We start from the raw sequence: 17,096 nt of genomic DNA, 5'->3' as shown, positions 1-17,096 counted from the left end.
CAAAAATTGTCACCCCGATTGCCCAACAAAACAGGCAATCGGGCGGGCCAACTATAATCGATCGCGAGCCAACGCGGTTGCTCGAATAACCAAGGGCCACGTGGCTTAACCAGAGGGAATGTCGATGAAATCTATTTCCAAGCTTCTCACTTCAGCGGCTTTCGTATCCGCAATGCTTGTTTCCAGCGCTTACGCTGCCGAGACGATCAAGATCGGTGTCGCAGGTCCGATGACAGGCGCCAACGCCACCTTTGGCGAACAGGTCTGGACAGGCGTCTCGGCCTACATCCAGAACGTCAACAATGCCGGTGGCCTCGACGGCAAGCAGATCGAGTTGGTGAAGGGAGACGATGCGTGCGAGCCGAAGCAGGCTGTTGCGGTTGCAAATCGTTTTGTCGATCAGGATAAGGTGCAGGCCGTTGTCGGCCACTTCTGCTCGTCCAGCACGATTCCTGCTTCTGAAATCTACAGCGACGCCGGCATCCTGACGGTGACCCCGTCCTCCACCAATCCGATCGTCACCGACCGCGGTTTCGACACGATGTTTCGCACATGTGGTCGTGATGACCAGCAGGCAGTGGTGGCCGGATCATTTATCCTTGACACTCTGAAGTTCGACAAGATCGCGCTGATCCACGACAAGGATACATATGGCCAGGGGTTGGTCGACGCGCTGAAGAAGACGCTCTCCGACCGCGGGGTCACGCCGGTGCTCTATGAAGGCCTGACACGCGGCGAACGCGACTTCAATGCTCTGGTCACGAAGATCAAGAGCACCGGCGCTCAGGCGGTCTATTTCGGCGGCCTCATTCCCGAAGCTGGTCCTCTGATCCGCCAAATCCACGAGCAGGGCCTGGACGTTGCCTTCATCAGCGGCGATGCCCTGGCTCAGGCAGAGATCGTTACCGCCTCTGGCGGCCCTCAGAACCTCAAGGGTGTCTACTACTCGTCCGCCGCAGATCCAAAGGACGACCCCGCGGCGGCGGATGCGCTCACCGACCTCAAGAGCAAGAACGTCGCTCCCGACAACTACACATTGTTTGGATATGCGAGTGCCCAGGCCATCGTCGCTGCGTTGCAGGGAACTAAGGAAGGGACCATCGACGACCAAGTAAAGTGGCTACGCGCCAATAATGTCAAATCGGCCGTTGGCAATCTCGCTTGGAACGAAAAGGGCGACGTGAAGGACTTCAAGTTCGTCTTCTACGCTTTCGATGACAAGGGCAATCCGGTTCGCAATCAGTAAACCGCGCCCCTAAGGGGACCGGTCGGTGCGCGCGCCGTCCGGCCCCCTCCACCAATCGAAAAAAATAGAGGGGTTTGCCATGGATATCTTCATCTTGGCGCAGCAATTGATAAATGGGATCACGCTCGGCACGATCTACGGCTTGATCGCCGTCGGGTACACCATGGTCTACGGTGTGATCCGTATGATCAATTTCGCTCATGGCGACGTTTACATGGTTTCCGCCTATGTCGCCGCGATTACCCTTGCTGTTCTCGCCTCCTTTGGCGTCCAGTCCGTTCCATTCGCGCTGATTTCCATCCTGGTTATCACGTGCCTCATCACCGCCGTCTATGGCTGGGCGATCGAACGTGTCGCATACCGGCCGCTGCGCGGATCGACCAAACTCGCACCACTGATTTCAGCAATCGGCATCTCGTTGATGCTGCAAAGCTACGTCCAGATCTCGCAGGGTGCTCGTGATCAGGGCGTGCCGATACTGATCAGCGGGTCATTCCGCTTTGGCAACGACACGCATTTCGCACAGATCACGTACATGCAGACGGTCATCCTTTTCGCCTCGCTGATCGCCATGGGCATTCTGACCTACGTGATCAACTACACGCGCATCGGCCGCGAATGCCGAGCGACCCAGCAGAACATCCGCTTCTCCGCGATTCTCGGCGTCAATACCGATCGGATCATCTCCACCGTCTTCGTCATCGGCGCCGCAACGGCCGCAGTCGGCGGCACGCTCGTCACGTTCAACTACGGCTCGTTCAATTTCTTTATTGGCTTCGTCATGGGCATCAAGGCCTTCACCGCAGCCGTGCTTGGGGGCATCGGGTCACTGCCTGGCGCTGTCCTCGGCGGTGTGCTGCTCGGTCTCACCGAAGCACTGTTCGCCGGCTATGTCAGCACGGACTACAAGGATGTTTTCGCCTTTGCGCTGCTCATTCTCCTCCTGTTCTTCCGCCCGCACGGCCTGCTCGGTCGGCCGGAAATCCAGAAAGTGTGAGGAGAGACGAAATGGAAACAAATCGCCTCCCAGCGCTCTTCAAGCAAGCGCTTCTCACGTTTACCGTCTCGCTCATCCTGTTCGGTCCCATTTCCGGGCTTGTTCTGGAGGGTTTTTCCTTCCGAAATGAACTGACCCGCGCCGTCTTGCTCGCGGCTTTAGTCACCGCCGGCCGCGTCGGACTTTCGTTGGTCGGGATGACCAGTATCGGCAAAAAAATCACTGCCAAGATCGGTGGCAACGCCGCAGGCGTAACGGTTATGACGGGTACTGAGAAATCCCCTGTGCTGATCCTCACGTTGCTGTTCATCGCCGGCCTCAGCTTGCCCCTCTTCGCCGACAAGTATTTTCTCGGCATCGCGATCCTCGCGCTTATTTACTGCCTGCTCGGACTCGGTTTGAACATTGTTGTTGGCCTCGCCGGCCTGCTCGACCTGGGTTTCGTCGCCTTCTATGCCGTCGGCGCCTACCTCCTAGCCCTTGGCGCACAGTATCTCGGCCTTGGCTTTTGGGGTGCGTTGGTGCTTGCCCCTCTGCTCGCAGGCTTCTGCGGCATGATCCTCGCATTCCCGGTGTTGAAAATGCACGGCGACTATCTCGCCATCGTCACGCTCGGTTTTGGCGAAATCATCCGCCTCGTGCTCAACAACTGGTTGGATTTCACCGGCGGACCGAACGGCGCACCTGTGCCGGCTCCTACCTTGCTCGGCATAGAATTTACCCGGACGGCCAAGCAGGGCGGCGTTCCTCTGCACGAATACTTCGCCATCCCCTACAGTGCCGACTACAAGTTCTGGTTCATCTACATCGTGCTTTTCCTGGTCGTCTGCCTGGTCATCTACGCGGTGGAGCGCCTGCGCGTTATGCCACTTGGCCGTATGTGGGAGGCATTGCGTGAGGACGAGATCGCGTGCCGTTCCCTGGGCGTGAATCACGTCTTCACCAAGCTGACCGCCTTCATGCTCGGCGCCTCGACTGGCGGACTGGCCGGTGTCTTCTTTGCCGTCCATCAGGGTTTCGTGAACCCGACGTCATTCACTTTCTTCGAGTCCGCTCTCATTCTCGCTATCGTTGTTCTCGGTGGCCTCGGCTCGACCGTCGGCGTCATCGCCGCGGCACTCGTGCTCACCATCCTGCCGGAACTCTTGCGCGACTTTGCCGAGTACCGCGTTCTGGTGTTCGGAGTGCTGATGGTCGTGATGATGATCTGGAAGCCGCGCGGCCTCGTGCGCGTCAAGCGCCCCGCCTTCTTCCCGAGCACAAAAGAGGAAAATCGGAACGTGCCGCTAGCGGTCAAAGCGGAGGCTGCCCAATGACCACACCTCTTCTCGATGTTCGCAATGTCACCATGCGCTTCGGCGGGATCGTCGCGAACCGCAATGTGAGCTTCTCTGTCGAGCGTGGCGAAGTAACGGCGCTGATCGGCCCGAACGGTGCTGGCAAGACCACGATGTTCAACTGCATCACGGGTTTTTACCGCGCGAGCGAAGGCGAGATCCTGCTCAACGGCCGGAAGGGCCCGCAAAACATCGGATCGTTGATGACGAGGCCTGTCACAGGGGGCTCGCACCTCGTCACGCGCGCCGGAATAGCCCGTACATTCCAGAACATCCGCCTGTTCAAGGAAATGTCGGTGGTCGAGAACCTGCTTGTCGCCCAGCACCGCGTGACCGCCAATAATCTCATCAGCGGCGTGTTGCGCACTCCAGGCTTTCTCCGGGCCGAACGCGAGGCGGTCGACCTGGCCTACTATTGGCTTCGAGAAATGAACCTTGTCGACGACGCCAATCGGCTTGCCGGCGAGTTGCCCTACGGACGCCAACGGCGCCTCGAAATCGCGCGCGCTATGTGCACCGACCCCGAACTCATCTGCCTCGACGAACCGGCGGCCGGCCTCAATCCGTCAGAAACGCGTGAGCTTTCGGCGGTGATTCAGTCGCTCTGTAGCGAGCACGGCCGGACTGTGCTTGTCATCGAACACGACATGGGCCTCGTCATGCGCATTTCTCAACACATCGTCGTGCTCGACCATGGCGAGGTGATTTCAGATGGAACTTCCGAGCATGTGGCGAACGACCCGGCCGTTGTCGCCGCCTATCTCGGGGTCAGCGAAGAAGAGGTGAGCGCATGAACCCGCTACTAGAGTTTTCCGGCGTCCACGCCCATTACGGCCCCGTAGAGGCGCTAAAAAATGTGAACGTGCACATTTCCAAGGGCGAGATCGTCAGTCTGATCGGCGCTAACGGCGCCGGTAAGACCACCCTGCTGGCCTCAATCTTTGGCGCACCGCGGGCCTCGGCGGGAAAGATTCTGCACAACGGCCAGGACATTTCCCGTTTGGCGACGAACCATATCTCCCGTCGCGGCATAGCGCTCGTGCCTGAAGGCCGGCAGATCTATCACGAGATGAGCGTTGAAGAGAACATGATGATGGGCACAACGCCCATCGGCATGGATCATTTCGATGACGACCGAGCGACCATGTTTGAGCTCTTCCCGCGTCTCAAGGAGCGCCGCAATCAGACCGCCGGGACCATGTCTGGCGGCGAACAGCAGATGCTCGCTATCGCGCGCGCCATGATGGCCCGCCCGGAGCTCATTCTCTTTGATGAGCCCTCGCTCGGCCTTGCCCCGCTCGTCGTTAAGCGAGTCTTCGAGGTGCTGGGCGAAATCGCTGCCATGGGCAAGACAATCTTCCTCGTCGAGCAGAACGCCAACCACGCGCTGAAGCTCTCGCAGCGTGCCTATGTAATGGTCAACGGCCGCATCCATCTCTCCGGGGAAAGCGCCGCGCTTCTCGACAATGAAGACGTCCGCAAAGCCTATCTCGGCATGCATTGAACGGATACATCATGCTGCACAAAAACTTCATCGCCGGCGAATGGGTAGCCGGTGACGCTTCGGCGAATATCAACCCTTCCAACGTCAACGAAGTCGTCGGTGAGTATGCGCGCGCGAGCGCCGACGACACGAAAAACGCCATCGCTGCTGCCAGGGCAGCGTTGCCCGCCTGGTCGCGATCGCCAATCCTCGCGCGTCATGCGCTCCTCAAAAAGACCGGCGACGAGATTCTGGCCCGAAAGGAAGAGCTCGGTCGCCTGTTGGCGCGCGAGGAAGGCAAGACCTTGCCGGAAGCGATCGGCGAAGTGGCACGAGCTGGTCAGATTTTCGATTTCTTCGCAGGCGAGGTGCTGCGCCTTTCAGGTGAGACGCTGCCTTCCGTGCGGGCGAATGTTGGTGTGGAAATCACCCGTGAGCCGGTCGGCGTCGTCGGCGTCATTACACCCTGGAACTTCCCGATTGCAATTCCTGCCTGGAAGATCGCCCCGGCGCTCGCCTACGGCAACACCGTGGTCCTGAAACCCGCCGACCTCGTGCCCGGCTCGGCTTGGGCACTGGTCGACATCCTGCACCGCGCCGGTGCGCCCGCCGGCGTCGTCAACCTCACCATGGGACGCGGCAGTGTTGTCGGCCAGACAATGCTCGACAGCCCTGACGTCAATGCCATTACCTTCACAGGATCCGTCGGTACCGGGAAGCGCGTCGCCTTCGCCTCCGTAGAGCATAACCGCAAGTTCCAACTTGAAATGGGTGGCAAAAATCCCTTTGTCGTGCTGGATGACGCCGACCTATCCGTGGCTGTCGAGGCGGCCGCCAATTCATCATTCTTTTCGACCGGCCAGCGCTGCACGGCCTCCTCACGTCTGATCGTCACTGAAGGCATCCACGACCGTTTTGTGGCTGCGCTGACGGAGCGCCTGAAGAACCTTGTCATTGACGATGCATTGAAGAGCGGCACCCATATCGGCCCCGTCGTCGACGAAAGCCAACTGAAGCAAGATGTCGACTATATTGGAATAGGCCACTCCGAAGGTGCGAAACTCGCCTTCGGAGGCGCGCGGCTGGAGCGGGCAACACCCGGCTTCTACCTTCAGCCCGCTCTCTTCACCGAAGCGACGAACGAGATGCGCATCGCCCGTGAGGAAATCTTCGGACCCGTCGCCGCGGTCATCCGCGTAAAGGACTACGATGAGGCGCTGGCCGTTGCCAACGACACCAACTTCGGCCTTTCCTCCGGTATTGCCACGACAAGCCTCAAGTATGCCACCCATTTCAAGCGCAACTCGGAGGCCGGCATGGTCATGGTGAACCTGCCGACCGCCGGCGTCGACTTCCATGTACCTTTCGGCGGACGCAAGGGTTCATCCTACGGACCACGCGAACAGGGCCGTTACGCCGCGGAGTTCTACACAACCGTCAAGACGGCCTACACGCTCGCCTGAGGAGATACCGTGATGAAAATTCTGGTCACCGTGAAGCGGGTGGTTGACTACAACGTCAAGATCCGCGTGAAGGCGGACGGTTCGGGCGTCGAGCTCGCAAACGTGAAGATGTCGATGAACCCGTTCGACGAGATCTCGGTGGAAGAGGCGCTGCGGCTGAAGGAAGCCGGCAAGGCCGATGAGGTCGTCGTCGTGTCGGTGGGTCCGGCCAAGGCCGAAGAGACGCTGCGCACGGCACTCGCCATGGGTGCCGACCGGGCGATCCTCGTCGAGACCGAAGACCAGGTTGAGCCGCTCGCCGTCGCCAAGATCGTCAAGGGTGTTGCAGACGCCGAACAGCCGGGGCTGATCATCGTCGGCAAGCAGGCAATCGACGATGACAGCAACCAGACCGGCCAGATGCTGTCGGCGCTCTTGGGCTGGGCCCAGGGCACCTTTGCCTCGAAGGTCGAGATCGGTGAGGGAAGCGCGACGGTGACGCGCGAAGTCGATGGCGGCCTGCAGACGATCGCCATCACGCTGCCGGCGGTCGTGACCACCGACCTGCGTTTGAACGAGCCGCGTTATGCCTCGCTGCCCAACATCATGAAGGCGAAGAAGAAACCGCTCGACAAGAAGAGCCCGGCCGACTTCGGCGTCGACACCGCAGCCCGCATCAAGGTGCTGAAGACCGAGGAGCCGTCGGGCCGCAAGGCCGGCATTAAGGTCAAGTCGGTCGCCGAACTGGTCGAAAAGCTCAAGACCGAAGCCGGCGTATTGTAAGCTCAGGAAAGGGAGATTTTATCATGGCTATTCTGCTTCTGGCTGATCACGACGGCAGCCACCTTTCCGACCAGACGGCAAAGGCACTGACGGCTGCCTCCAAGATCGCCAGTGGGACTGGAGCCGACGTTCACGTGCTGGTCGCCGGCGCCGGCGCCAAGGCAGCGGCCGAGCAGGCCGCCAAACTTGCCGGTGTTGCCAAGGTGCTCGTTGCCGACGACGCCTCGCTTGCCAACAACCTCGCCGAGCCGCTGGCAGCGCTCATCGTCTCGCTTGCCGGCAACTACGACACGATCGTCGCCGCGGCGACCTCGGTCGGCAAAAACGTCATGCCGCGCGTCGCAGCGCTGCTCGACGTCAGCCAGGTTTCGGAAATCATCGAAGTTGTCTCCGCCGATACTTATCGGCGCCCGATCTATGCCGGCAACGCCATCCAGACGGTGCAGACGACGGAAGCCAAGAAGGGGATCACCGTGCGCACCGCCTCCTTCGCCTCGGCCGCTGAAGGCGGTTCGGCTGCGATCGAAACGATCGCGGCTGCGGCCAACCCGGGCGTCTCCAGCTTCGTCGCCGATGCACTGTCGTCGTCCGATCGTCCGGAACTGACCTCGGCCAAGATCATCATCTCCGGCGGCCGGGCGCTCGGCTCGTCGGAAAAATTCAGGGAAGTGATCCTGCCGGTTGCCGACAAGCTCGGCGCTGCCGTCGGTGCAAGCCGTGCTGCGGTCGACGCCGGCTATGCGCCGAACGACTGGCAGGTCGGCCAGACCGGCAAGGTGGTGGCGCCCGATCTTTACATCGCCTGCGGCATCTCCGGGGCGATCCAGCACCTCGCCGGCATGAAGGATTCGAAGGTCATCGTCGCCATCAACAAGGACGAGGAGGCGCCGATCTTCCAGGTCGCCGACTACGGCCTCGTCGCCGATCTCTTCGATGCTCTGCCGGAGCTGCAGAAGGCGATTTGATCGGCAGCGGGCCGAGGTGTGGTTGAATGATGGCGATTGGCACCGCCGAATAGTTGTTGCGTCTTCAAGCGTCTTTAGACCGGGCGCGAATGGTTCCCACTCGTCGTGTCCGAAGTAGGGAGTGCTCCTGACCCTTAAAGACGCCTCGGTCCGCAATTGCGCCCGTGCAACATCTGACAGTGCGTTCAGCAGTAGCTCTGCTTCCTCCGCGTCTCCATTTTGTTGCCAAAAACCCAATCCGGAAAAGCAAGCAACGCTTTTATTGGGTAAGGATTACTGATCCGCTCGCGAGAGTGAGGCAGCAATGTATGATGTGCCGGCTGTTTGCGCCTATCGTGAGGCCGCGAGTAGGTTGCGGTAGCGGCTCAGGCTGTCGCTCAGATGCGTCGAAAGGGCTGTTTGCGCGGCCGTTTCATCGCCCTGGGTGATAGCAGACAGTATCATCGCATGATCTTTCTTGATCTTAGCGACGAAACTGGCGCGCGACGGGCCGGACTGCCTGAACTTCATCAGGAGTTCGGAGCTGATTTCCCCCATGAGCGCTTCCAATAGACGGGGGAAGTGCGGATTTCGAGTGGCCTTGGCGATGGCCATGTGAAAGGCAAAATCGGCTTCGGCTTCGGCTTCGATATCGTCGGTTTCAAGCCCATTCAAGATATCGTAGGCGCGCGCTATGTCGGCAAGCGCCTCGGGTGTGCGTCGCGCTGCGGCGAGGGCAACCGACTGCATTTCTACGCCGAAGCGCAGTTCGAGGATTTCAAGGGCCGACCGGATATCGTCAATGCGGCCCGCCTCGAAGTGAATAGGCCGACTGTCGCGCTCCGTCACGAAGACACCGGAGCCTTGGCGGGCGACCACACGGCCTGCACTTTTCAGGGAGGCGAGGGCTTCTCGCATGACAGTGCGAGAAACGCCGAACTCTTCGCAAAGCTCGGCACTGGACGGCATCCTTCCCCCCGGCGGATAGGTACCATTCTCAAGCCGGTCAGTCAGCTTTTCGACGACGAGCTGCGCGAGGTTGCCGCGCTGGGGAAAAATGGACATGGTAATCCTACGCCTCAGATATCTGATGCCATTTATCATATATGATCATAGATCGCCCTCGCCAATTCGTTTCAGATCTCATCGCTGCCCATCATGGCGTTGAGCACAGAAATTGGATGGGGCACTGTCTTCCTGTCGATCTCCTTCACCTGTGAGCGACAGGAATAGCCCGTCGCCATGACGACGCGCCGTTCCGTCATATGGTCGATGTGGCATTTCCAACTCATGGCATACAGTTTCTCTGAGATTGACCGGTTGCGGACCTCATGGCCGAAGGTTCCCGCCATCCCGCAACAGCCCGCATCGGCGATTTCGAGATCAACACCAGCCGCACTGAATACCTTGCGCCAATCAGCAAGGCTCGCGGTAGCATTCGTACGTTCTGTGCAATGAGGCAAGAGAATGTGGTGCTCCGGGACGCCGGGGCCGACAGCCTTGAAGGAAGCGAGGTGATCGCGAAGCCACTCCTGCGGCAGGAGAACTTGCGCCTTCGTTCTGGTTTCGGGCGAGGCGGCATATTCACTGCGAAAGGTAAGCGTCATTGATGGGTCGAGGCCGACAAGGGTAACCCCAAGCTGTGAGAGGTTGTCGAAATAGTTGGCAGTCCGCAATGCCCTGCTTCTAAAGGCTCGCAGATAGCCGTGGACATGCAACGCCTTGCCGTTGTGGTGAGGGGCGGCGAGATAGGGCGTCAGGCCGAGCTTTTTTGCGAGCTTCAGCGCTGCGACGACGACAGCCGGATCAAAATGGGCGGTGAAGGCGTCGGGCACGAATACGACGATCTTCGCGCGTGCGTCGACCGGTATTGCGGAAATACGTTTGACCGTCGCAATCGTGACCCCCATCGCCTGTGCTTGCCTTTCGAGCGAGAGAGACGGCATAGCTGGCAGGGCGGTCAGGCCGAGAGAGCGCGATAGGGTGCGGCCTGCCTGAGATCGGACAAAGGTGTTGTAGAGCGGCCGTGCCTTCGCCAACAGAGGCAGGAGGGTCTCGATTGTTGCTACAATCGGATCCTTGATCGGCCGTAGATATCGGGTGTGGTAGAGTTCGAGAAACTTCGAACGGAAAGCGGGAACGCTGACCTTGACTGGGCACTGACCGGCACAGGCCTTGCAGGCGAGGCAGGTGTCCATCGCAGCGCGCACCTCGTGGGAAAAATCATCGCGATTGGCGGGGTTGAGAGTGTTCCAGGCGCGAGTGGGCAGTGTAAGAAGGCTGCCGACCGAGGTCTGGCGCACGGCCTCTCTGCGCGGATCGACCTTATTTTCCGATAGCAGGCGCAACCATTCGCGTATCAATGATGCCCGGCCCTTGGGAGAATAACGGCGGTCACGCGTCGCCTTGTAGGACGGGCACATCGGACTTGCTTCGTCGAAATCGAAACACGCACCGTTGCCGTTACAATATGCGGCATTGTCAAAAGCGGCGCGGATATCGTCGCCAATCGACCGGTCGAACGCACCGCGCAGGGGAACGTCATCGATCTTCAGCAGCTTTGCGTCGCCAGGCGCCGCAATCTTTCCCGGGTTGAGGCGGTTCTCCGGATCGAAGGCCCCCTTGATTTCTTGCAAGGCCGGATACAGGGGGCCAAAATATTCCGGCACATATTCCGAACGCACGCCTTTGCCGTGCTCACCCCATAGCACCCCACCATATTTTTTGGTCAACGCAACGACCGCATCGCTGATCCTGCGGACCTTGTGCTGGTGATCAGCGCGGGTCAGATCGAGGGCAGGGCGGACATGCAACACCCCGGCGTCTACATGCCCGAACATGCCATAGGACAGGTCTTCGGCGTCTAGAAGCGAGCGGAACTCGCGAATATAGGCGGCAAGGTTTTCTGGCGGAACGGCCGTATCCTCGACAAAGGCGACGGGCCTTACTGACCCCTCGACATTGCCAAGCAGGCCGACAGCACGCTTTCGCATCAGCCAGATCGCTTCAACGTCGGACTTTTCCGTTGCTACGCTATAGCCCTTGTGACGCAAGGCGCCATTGTCGAGTGCCGTCTCGATGTCGGCTACCTTGTCTTTCAAATCGGACTCGTCGTTGCCGAGCACCTCAACGATATTTATACCGTTGGAGGAAGTAGTGGCATCATCCGGGAAGAAGCGTGCAATATCGCTCCAGACGATATCCCCCTTGGCCAGACCGAGCACCTTTTCGTCAACCGTCTCGACGGAGGCCACTCCAAGCCTGGTCAGCTCGCGGGCATCTTCAAGTGCACTGTTGAAGTTGTCGTATCGGATAGTGAAAAGTGCCGAGCGCGCAGGGACCGGGAGCAGGTTCAGTTCCGCTTCGGCGATTACCGCGAGCGTGCCCTCGGAACCGCAGAGAATGGAGTTAAGATCGAAGCGTCCATCGGGGCGTCTGACATGGGCGAGATCGTAGCCTGTCATGTAGCGGTTCAGCTGGGGGAAGACTCTGTCAATCTCCGCGTGTTGCTCGCGGGTGATGCGATCAACTGTACGGTAGATTTCGCCAAGGCGGTCGGTGCGTACGCAAACCTCGGAAAGACCAGAATTTTCAAGGGGTCGCGTCCACACGTCCGTGCCGTCGATCAGCACCACACGTAGCCCGAGAATATGGTTGCTCGTCTTTCCGTAAAGGCAGGATCCTTGGCCGCATGCATCAGTTGATATCATCCCGCCGATAGTTGCTCGATTGGAAGTTGATAGCTCGGGGGCGAAGAAAAGACCGTACCTTTCAAGCTCGCGATTGAGCTGATCCTTGACGACGCCAGCCTCTACAAGCGCTACGCGGCGGACGGGATCGATCTCGAGGATACGGTTCATGTGGCGAGAGCAGTCGACCGCGATACCCGAGGTCAACGACTGTCCGTTGGTGCCGGTGCCGCCCCCTCGTGGCGCAATCGTGATCTCCCGAAAACGTGGCTCGGACAGAATCTTCGTCAGCACGCAAAGGTCATTTGCACCCCTCGGAAAAACGACAGCCTGCGGTGTCAGCTGATAAATCGAGTTATCGGTGGCCGATACCACCCGCCCGCCGGCACTCGCATCAATGTCGCCTGCAAATCCAGCTTCAATCAAACTTTCAAAGAACGTCGAGCTGGGATTGTCGATGGGAAGGGGCGATCTGAGGCGAGGAATCATGGAGGAACACCCACAGTTAAAAGTTAGCATACAACTGTTATCATATATTATGCTGCGCCGCCAAGCGCTTCCGCCGTTGCGCTTTAAACACAGCGCCGATCTCGCCGTGACCCTCCACGTGGCCTTTCCTTGCATCGGCTTTGAGTGCAAGCTCGGTGCTCCCGCAGTGTAAAGCGTCTTGCTTAGGTGGCACTTATCATATAACTTATAGCATACAGATTTCGTCATAAACACGAGGGTGAACATGAACAACCAATCTGTTGTGATCGTGGGCGGGGCTTCAGGACTGGGCCTTACGACTGCGAAATTGATGATCGCGCATGGCGCATCCAAAATCGGCCTGATCGACCGCAATGAGGCTCAGCTTGCATCTTCGGCGGCTGAACTTAGGGGACTTGGTGCGGAGGTCGCGACGGCTGCGGCGGACATTTCCCGGGCGGAGACGGCCCACAATGGCTTCGAAGCGGTCGCCGGCAAGCTCGGCCGCATCCATGCGCTAGTCAACAGCGCGGCGATCTATCCGCGCAAACCCATTCTGGAAATCACGGACGAGGATTGGGACGTCGAAAACGCCGTCAACGTGAAGGGCACCTATCATATGATGGTCGCTGCCGTTCACCACATGCGCCAATTCGTAAATGCGCCGGAGGTGACGGGCCGCATCGTCAACGTCACGTCGGTCGATGCCTTCAAGGCACACCCCCAGAACGCCCACTACGCTGCCACCAAGGCTGCGGTGGTCAGCCTGACGAAGTCGTTCGCCCAGGAATGCGCCAAAGACCAAATCCTCGTAAACTCGGTGGCGCCGGCAGGCTTTGCCACTGATAGAGCCAAGGAACTCGGTTTCCTGCCGGAGCTTGCCAAGGCCAGCGCACTCGGGCGTGCGGCGGAACCTGCGGAGATGGCGGAGTGGATCGTCATGATGGCCTCGAGCCGCAACACCTATGCCACAGGCGAAAACGTTGTGGTCAGTGGAGGCTACATCTATGTCTGACGCCTACCGCGTTGCCGTCGTGACCGGTGCCACCAGTGGCATCGGCAAGGCCATCGTGCCTACGTTGCGAGCCCGGGGGCTTACGGTCTACGCCGTTGGCCGAAACGAGGGGCAGCTTGCCGCGCTGTCTGCGGCGAATGGCGCTATCCCAGTGCAAGCGGATGTGCGCGACACAGCGCGTATCGCCGAAGCGCTTGCCGGCGTCGAGGTGGACATTCTCGTCAACAATGCCGGCATCCTGTCGACCCGCGCCTCGTTCCAGGACATCGAGCCGGCCGAGATCGATGCGATGATCGATATCAACCTCAAGGCGCCTCTTCATCTGACACGCGCCTTTCTCCCTGGCATGGTTGCGCGAAAGCGGGGTCACCTCATCTACATAGGCTCGAGCGGGGGCCAGGCACCGTACCCCAACATGGGCGCCTATGGTGCTTCCAAGGCTGGCCTCAGTCTCTTCTGCGATAATCTGCGCTGCGATCTGCTGGGCACCTCCGTCAGGGTCAGCGAAATCGTCCCAGGCCGAGTACAAACAGATCTCTACCGGTCCTCCATTCCCGGCAATCAGGCAAACGCGGTGCTCTACGACGGCTACCGACCAATCCAGCCCGAACACATCGCACGCATTGTCGACGACGTGATTTCGCTTCCCGTCTATGTCGACGTCGCGCGTGTTGAAGTCTTTCCGACGGACCAGGCAACGGGCGGCGGAACGATGGTGAAGTTTGAATCGGGAAAGGAAGCGTAGTTGTCATCCGACAGGCCAAAGAAGAATATTAAGGACGCACCGGATCTCGTCCAATACTATCGGCCGGTTGCGATCCGATCGGTCGTGGCCGCCCAAGCCATGATACCCCGCCTGCGCAATCAAACGGCCCTGGAGCTCTCGCCAACCGCAGTCGCGGCTCTTCGTCTCGGCTTCCGTTCGGTCTCTGAAGATTAAGGCGCTCGTTGGCGGCTAGGCCGTGTCTGAGGATCGTACCGTTGCTGCGACGGGAGGATATCCGTCAGCCAAGGTGCTCGGAATGTACGGTATTCCGCATAGTGACGGCAGTCTGAGATGGATCGGCTGTTTTGGGCTCCGAGCCGGCTCTGGCCGATTGAATGTTGCGGATCGGCTCGACGCTAGTTCATTGGTTCCGCAATGGAGGCTTACCTTGCTCGAACGAGAAAGGCTTCATGATCGACCTCAAGGCGCGCAATTTGTTCAGAACTAAGGCTGAAACAATGAGTTCTACAACCACGCAATTGAACAACTGGGCACCTGTCTCATCGCTGCGTTCTAGGGGACTTCCATGCCGATAGGTTTCTGCGTCAAGCGTTGCATAATGTATCGATTGGTACGCGCTGAAAACGCAAGTTGAGCAGGAGCTGGAACGCCTGCCGTTCCAGCTCCGCACGAGGGTTACTCAGCGAAATGAGTCAGCCAGTGGCGCGGCTTGTTGTCCGCCAGCTGAGCGACCCGGTCGATCTCATTGCTCATCACCCAGGCCATTGGCTGCTGGTGCAACGGCAACATGATCATTTCGTCCTTGACCATCTGGAGTGCCTTGGTCTGCAACTCGAGCCGCTTCGTTCGATCCATTTCGGTCGATGCCTGGATGATCAGCCTATCAATCTCTGGATAGCTCCAGCCACCCCAGTTGAAGACGCCCGCCTTGTCGCTCCTCGTCTCGATCATCTGGAGCAGGATCGAGTAGCTGTCGAGCATCGGCTCGTTCGCCCAGCCGATGAGATAGACATCAGACAGACCCCCCGTGCGCTTGGGCGCCTGTGCAGCCGTCGGGCCTATGTCGAGCTGCGGCTTGAAACCGGCGCGGCTCAGCATGTTGACGATACTCTGGCAAAGCTCCTCCTCGTTGACATACGCCTCGTTAGTGCAGACGAGCGTGAAGGGGAGATCGCTGGCTCCGGCTTCGGCGAGGAGCTTTTTCGACAATTCGGGATCGAACGGCACCACCATGTCCAGTGCTTCGACATACCCGGGAATCTCAGGCGCAATGATCGTCCCCGCGATCCTCGACTTGCCGCGCATGACCCGCTTCTGGATGAGGTCCTTGTCCAGCGCATGGGCGACAGCCTGGCGGACACGCAGGTCGTTGAACTTGTTGTCGTCGCCGTTGGCCAGATTCGGCTTGCGGTTGAAACCGACCATGATGGTGCGCAGGTCGGTGCGCTCCATGACCTTCAGGTCCGGCTGCGCGATAAGGCGCGGAATATCCTGTGCAGGCGCATTCTCGGTGAAGTTGATCTCGCCCGACAACAGCGCGGCTACTCGCGTCGCGGCCGAGATGATCGGTGTGAACTCGATGCGATCGATATTGGACTGCGACGTATCCCACCACTCGGCGTTCTTGACGAGAACTGTCTTGCTGTCGGGCGCGCGGCTCTCGAGCTCGAACGGACCCGTGCCGTTGGTGTGGTAGGTGGCGTAGCCTTCGATCCTTTTGCCGACATCCGTCGGCTTCAGCGAGTTGTTGTCGGTGAGCCAGGTAGCGTCGAAAATGTGGATATTCGTCAGGTCGTTCAGCAGCAGCGGATAGGGTCCGACCAATTCGATATCGACAGTGTGGTCGTCGACCTTCTTCGCCGACTTATAGGCCGGAAGGTTGCCGCGGAGCGGGGACACCGGATCGCTGACCCGAGTGAGAGAGGCGATCACGTCGTCCGCGGTGAAGTCGGCGCCATCATGGAACTTCACGCCCTCGCGCAGATGGAACCGCCAGACCGTATCCGATACGGTCTCCCAGGATATCGCCAGCGCCGGCTCGATCTTCAGTTCGGCGTCAAAGCGGACAAGCCCCTCATAGACGTGATTGAGAAAAGACAGCGTGTAGCTGTCGCCATAAGAATAGGGGTCGAGCGAATAGATGTCGCGCGAGGCGCCCCATTTGAGCGTTTCCGCGTGACCAGCCGCGGAAAGCGCGGCCGACATGACGGCCGCGAGGGTCAATTTCTTGAGCATTCTGCAGTTCTCCCTGGTTGAGGTCAGCTATCCCCTTGACGGGAATCTTCTTCGTTAAAGGCACGGACGGCTCGCAGGCGATACGTCGGATCGCCTGGTCAGCCAGTGGCGCGGCTTGTTGTCGGCGCGGACACGACCTGCTCAATCTTGACGGTCATCGCTTGACCTGAGCGCCGCCGTTTCGATCGCCGAAGATGTCACGCTGATCGGTTAAGCGGAGCGTGTTGGCGTGTGCGCCCGTCGCAACAAGCCCAGCGGAGACGCTGTCGCGACGGTCTTCCAAGGACCTTGCATCAACACTGCTCCTCCCTAGCTCGTGCCTGCTAATCGGGACCATCGCACACAGATGGTATTTGTCAACTTAATTGTCGACAATCAGTAGTACTATTTATAGCATATTTGTTGACAATCTGAGCGGCTAGGCTGGCGGATTTTTTCAAGGGCAATCTCGCGTCATCACGGATAGCATCGGTCTGGCAATGGGGATCGTCGATACGGCCTATGCCGCGATGGAAACGGTGAGGCAATCCTTCGTCGAAATCCGGAACCTCGCCATAACCGCGAGCGAAATTGCCCCAGCCAGCTCTGCGGGACGTCATCAAGCCGACCTTCAGTCTCGATCCGGAATACGCCCAAGTCGGACGTGTACACGTGCGGATACTCCAGAATCAGACAAGGGCTTGCCCATTCGATGGAAATGGATGGGTTAATGGATGCCGGCGCTTGACCT

Annotated in this window: 13 protein-coding genes; 10 read left to right on the top strand and 3 right to left on the bottom strand. The window is 59.3% G+C overall.

The features are described from left to right. The first annotated feature begins 124 nt into the window (after window positions 1-124). The 8 genes from AC244_RS25350 to AC244_RS25315 all read left to right on the top strand — a co-directional run bounded on the left by AC244_RS25350 (window position 125) and on the right by AC244_RS25315 (window position 8,253). Window positions 125-1,246, top strand: a complete 1,122-nt coding sequence (locus tag AC244_RS25350) for a branched-chain amino acid ABC transporter substrate-binding protein (protein ID WP_152976097.1) — start codon at window positions 125-127, stop codon at window positions 1,244-1,246. A gap of 79 nt (window positions 1,247-1,325) precedes the next feature. Further along, on the top strand, window positions 1,326-2,243 hold the full coding sequence (locus tag AC244_RS25345) for an ABC transporter permease subunit (RefSeq protein ID WP_053251602.1): 918 nt from the start codon (window positions 1,326-1,328) through the stop codon (window positions 2,241-2,243). Between the two features lie 11 nt (window positions 2,244-2,254). Further along, on the top strand, window positions 2,255-3,559 hold the full coding sequence (gene livM / locus AC244_RS25340; RefSeq protein WP_053251601.1) for a high-affinity branched-chain amino acid ABC transporter permease LivM: 1,305 nt from the start codon (window positions 2,255-2,257) through the stop codon (window positions 3,557-3,559). Further along, window positions 3,556-4,374 (top strand): ABC transporter ATP-binding protein, encoded by an 819-nt coding sequence (locus tag AC244_RS25335; protein ID WP_053251600.1) that lies wholly within the window; start codon window positions 3,556-3,558, stop codon window positions 4,372-4,374. The genes livM and AC244_RS25335 overlap by 4 nt, the downstream gene beginning before the upstream one ends. Continuing rightward, on the top strand, window positions 4,371-5,084 hold the full coding sequence (locus AC244_RS25330; protein ID WP_053251599.1) for an ABC transporter ATP-binding protein: 714 nt from the start codon (window positions 4,371-4,373) through the stop codon (window positions 5,082-5,084). The genes AC244_RS25335 and AC244_RS25330 overlap by 4 nt, the downstream gene beginning before the upstream one ends. Window positions 5,085-5,095: 11 nt before the next feature. Then, window positions 5,096-6,526: an aldehyde dehydrogenase family protein gene (locus tag AC244_RS25325; protein ID WP_414735951.1), complete on the top strand. Its 1,431-nt coding sequence runs from the start codon at window positions 5,096-5,098 to the stop codon at window positions 6,524-6,526. A 12-nt stretch (window positions 6,527-6,538) separates the two neighbouring features. After that, a complete protein-coding gene (locus tag AC244_RS25320; RefSeq protein ID WP_053251598.1) occupies window positions 6,539-7,288 on the top strand; it encodes an electron transfer flavoprotein subunit beta/FixA family protein in 750 nt (249 codons plus the stop codon). 23 nt (window positions 7,289-7,311) lie between these two features. Then, on the top strand, window positions 7,312-8,253 hold the full coding sequence (locus tag AC244_RS25315; RefSeq protein WP_053251597.1) for an electron transfer flavoprotein subunit alpha/FixB family protein: 942 nt from the start codon (window positions 7,312-7,314) through the stop codon (window positions 8,251-8,253). 330 nt (window positions 8,254-8,583) lie between these two features. On the opposite strand, the gene AC244_RS25310 is transcribed toward AC244_RS25315, so the two are convergent. Both AC244_RS25310 and AC244_RS25305 read right to left on the bottom strand, forming a co-directional pair. Beyond that, window positions 8,584-9,297, bottom strand: a complete 714-nt coding sequence (locus AC244_RS25310; protein ID WP_053251596.1) for a FadR/GntR family transcriptional regulator — start codon at window positions 9,295-9,297, stop codon at window positions 8,584-8,586. 71 nt (window positions 9,298-9,368) lie between these two features. Continuing rightward, window positions 9,369-12,410, bottom strand: a complete 3,042-nt coding sequence (locus AC244_RS25305; RefSeq protein WP_053251595.1) for an FAD-binding and (Fe-S)-binding domain-containing protein — start codon at window positions 12,408-12,410, stop codon at window positions 9,369-9,371. A 244-nt stretch (window positions 12,411-12,654) separates the two neighbouring features. Here AC244_RS25305 and AC244_RS25300 point away from each other — a divergent pair, with 244 nt between their 5' ends. Both AC244_RS25300 and AC244_RS25295 read left to right on the top strand, forming a co-directional pair. Then, window positions 12,655-13,404, top strand: a complete 750-nt coding sequence (locus AC244_RS25300; protein ID WP_053251594.1) for an SDR family NAD(P)-dependent oxidoreductase — start codon at window positions 12,655-12,657, stop codon at window positions 13,402-13,404. Beyond that, a complete protein-coding gene (locus tag AC244_RS25295) occupies window positions 13,397-14,149 on the top strand; it encodes an SDR family oxidoreductase (protein WP_053251593.1) in 753 nt (250 codons plus the stop codon). The genes AC244_RS25300 and AC244_RS25295 overlap by 8 nt, the downstream gene beginning before the upstream one ends. Before the next feature lie 657 nt (window positions 14,150-14,806). On the opposite strand, the gene AC244_RS25285 is transcribed toward AC244_RS25295, so the two are convergent. Next, window positions 14,807-16,366 carry an ABC transporter substrate-binding protein gene (locus AC244_RS25285; RefSeq protein WP_053251591.1) on the bottom strand — a complete coding sequence of 520 codons (1,560 nt, stop codon included), beginning with the start codon at window positions 16,364-16,366 and terminating at the stop codon, window positions 14,807-14,809. Window positions 16,367-17,096 lie beyond the last annotated feature (730 nt).

It is taken from the genome of Ensifer adhaerens (assembly GCF_001270265.1).
GTDB lineage: Bacteria > Pseudomonadota > Alphaproteobacteria > Rhizobiales > Rhizobiaceae > Ensifer > Ensifer adhaerens_B.
The sequence above is the reverse complement of the archived record's forward strand: the minus strand, read 5'-3'. Positions and strand labels throughout refer to the sequence as shown.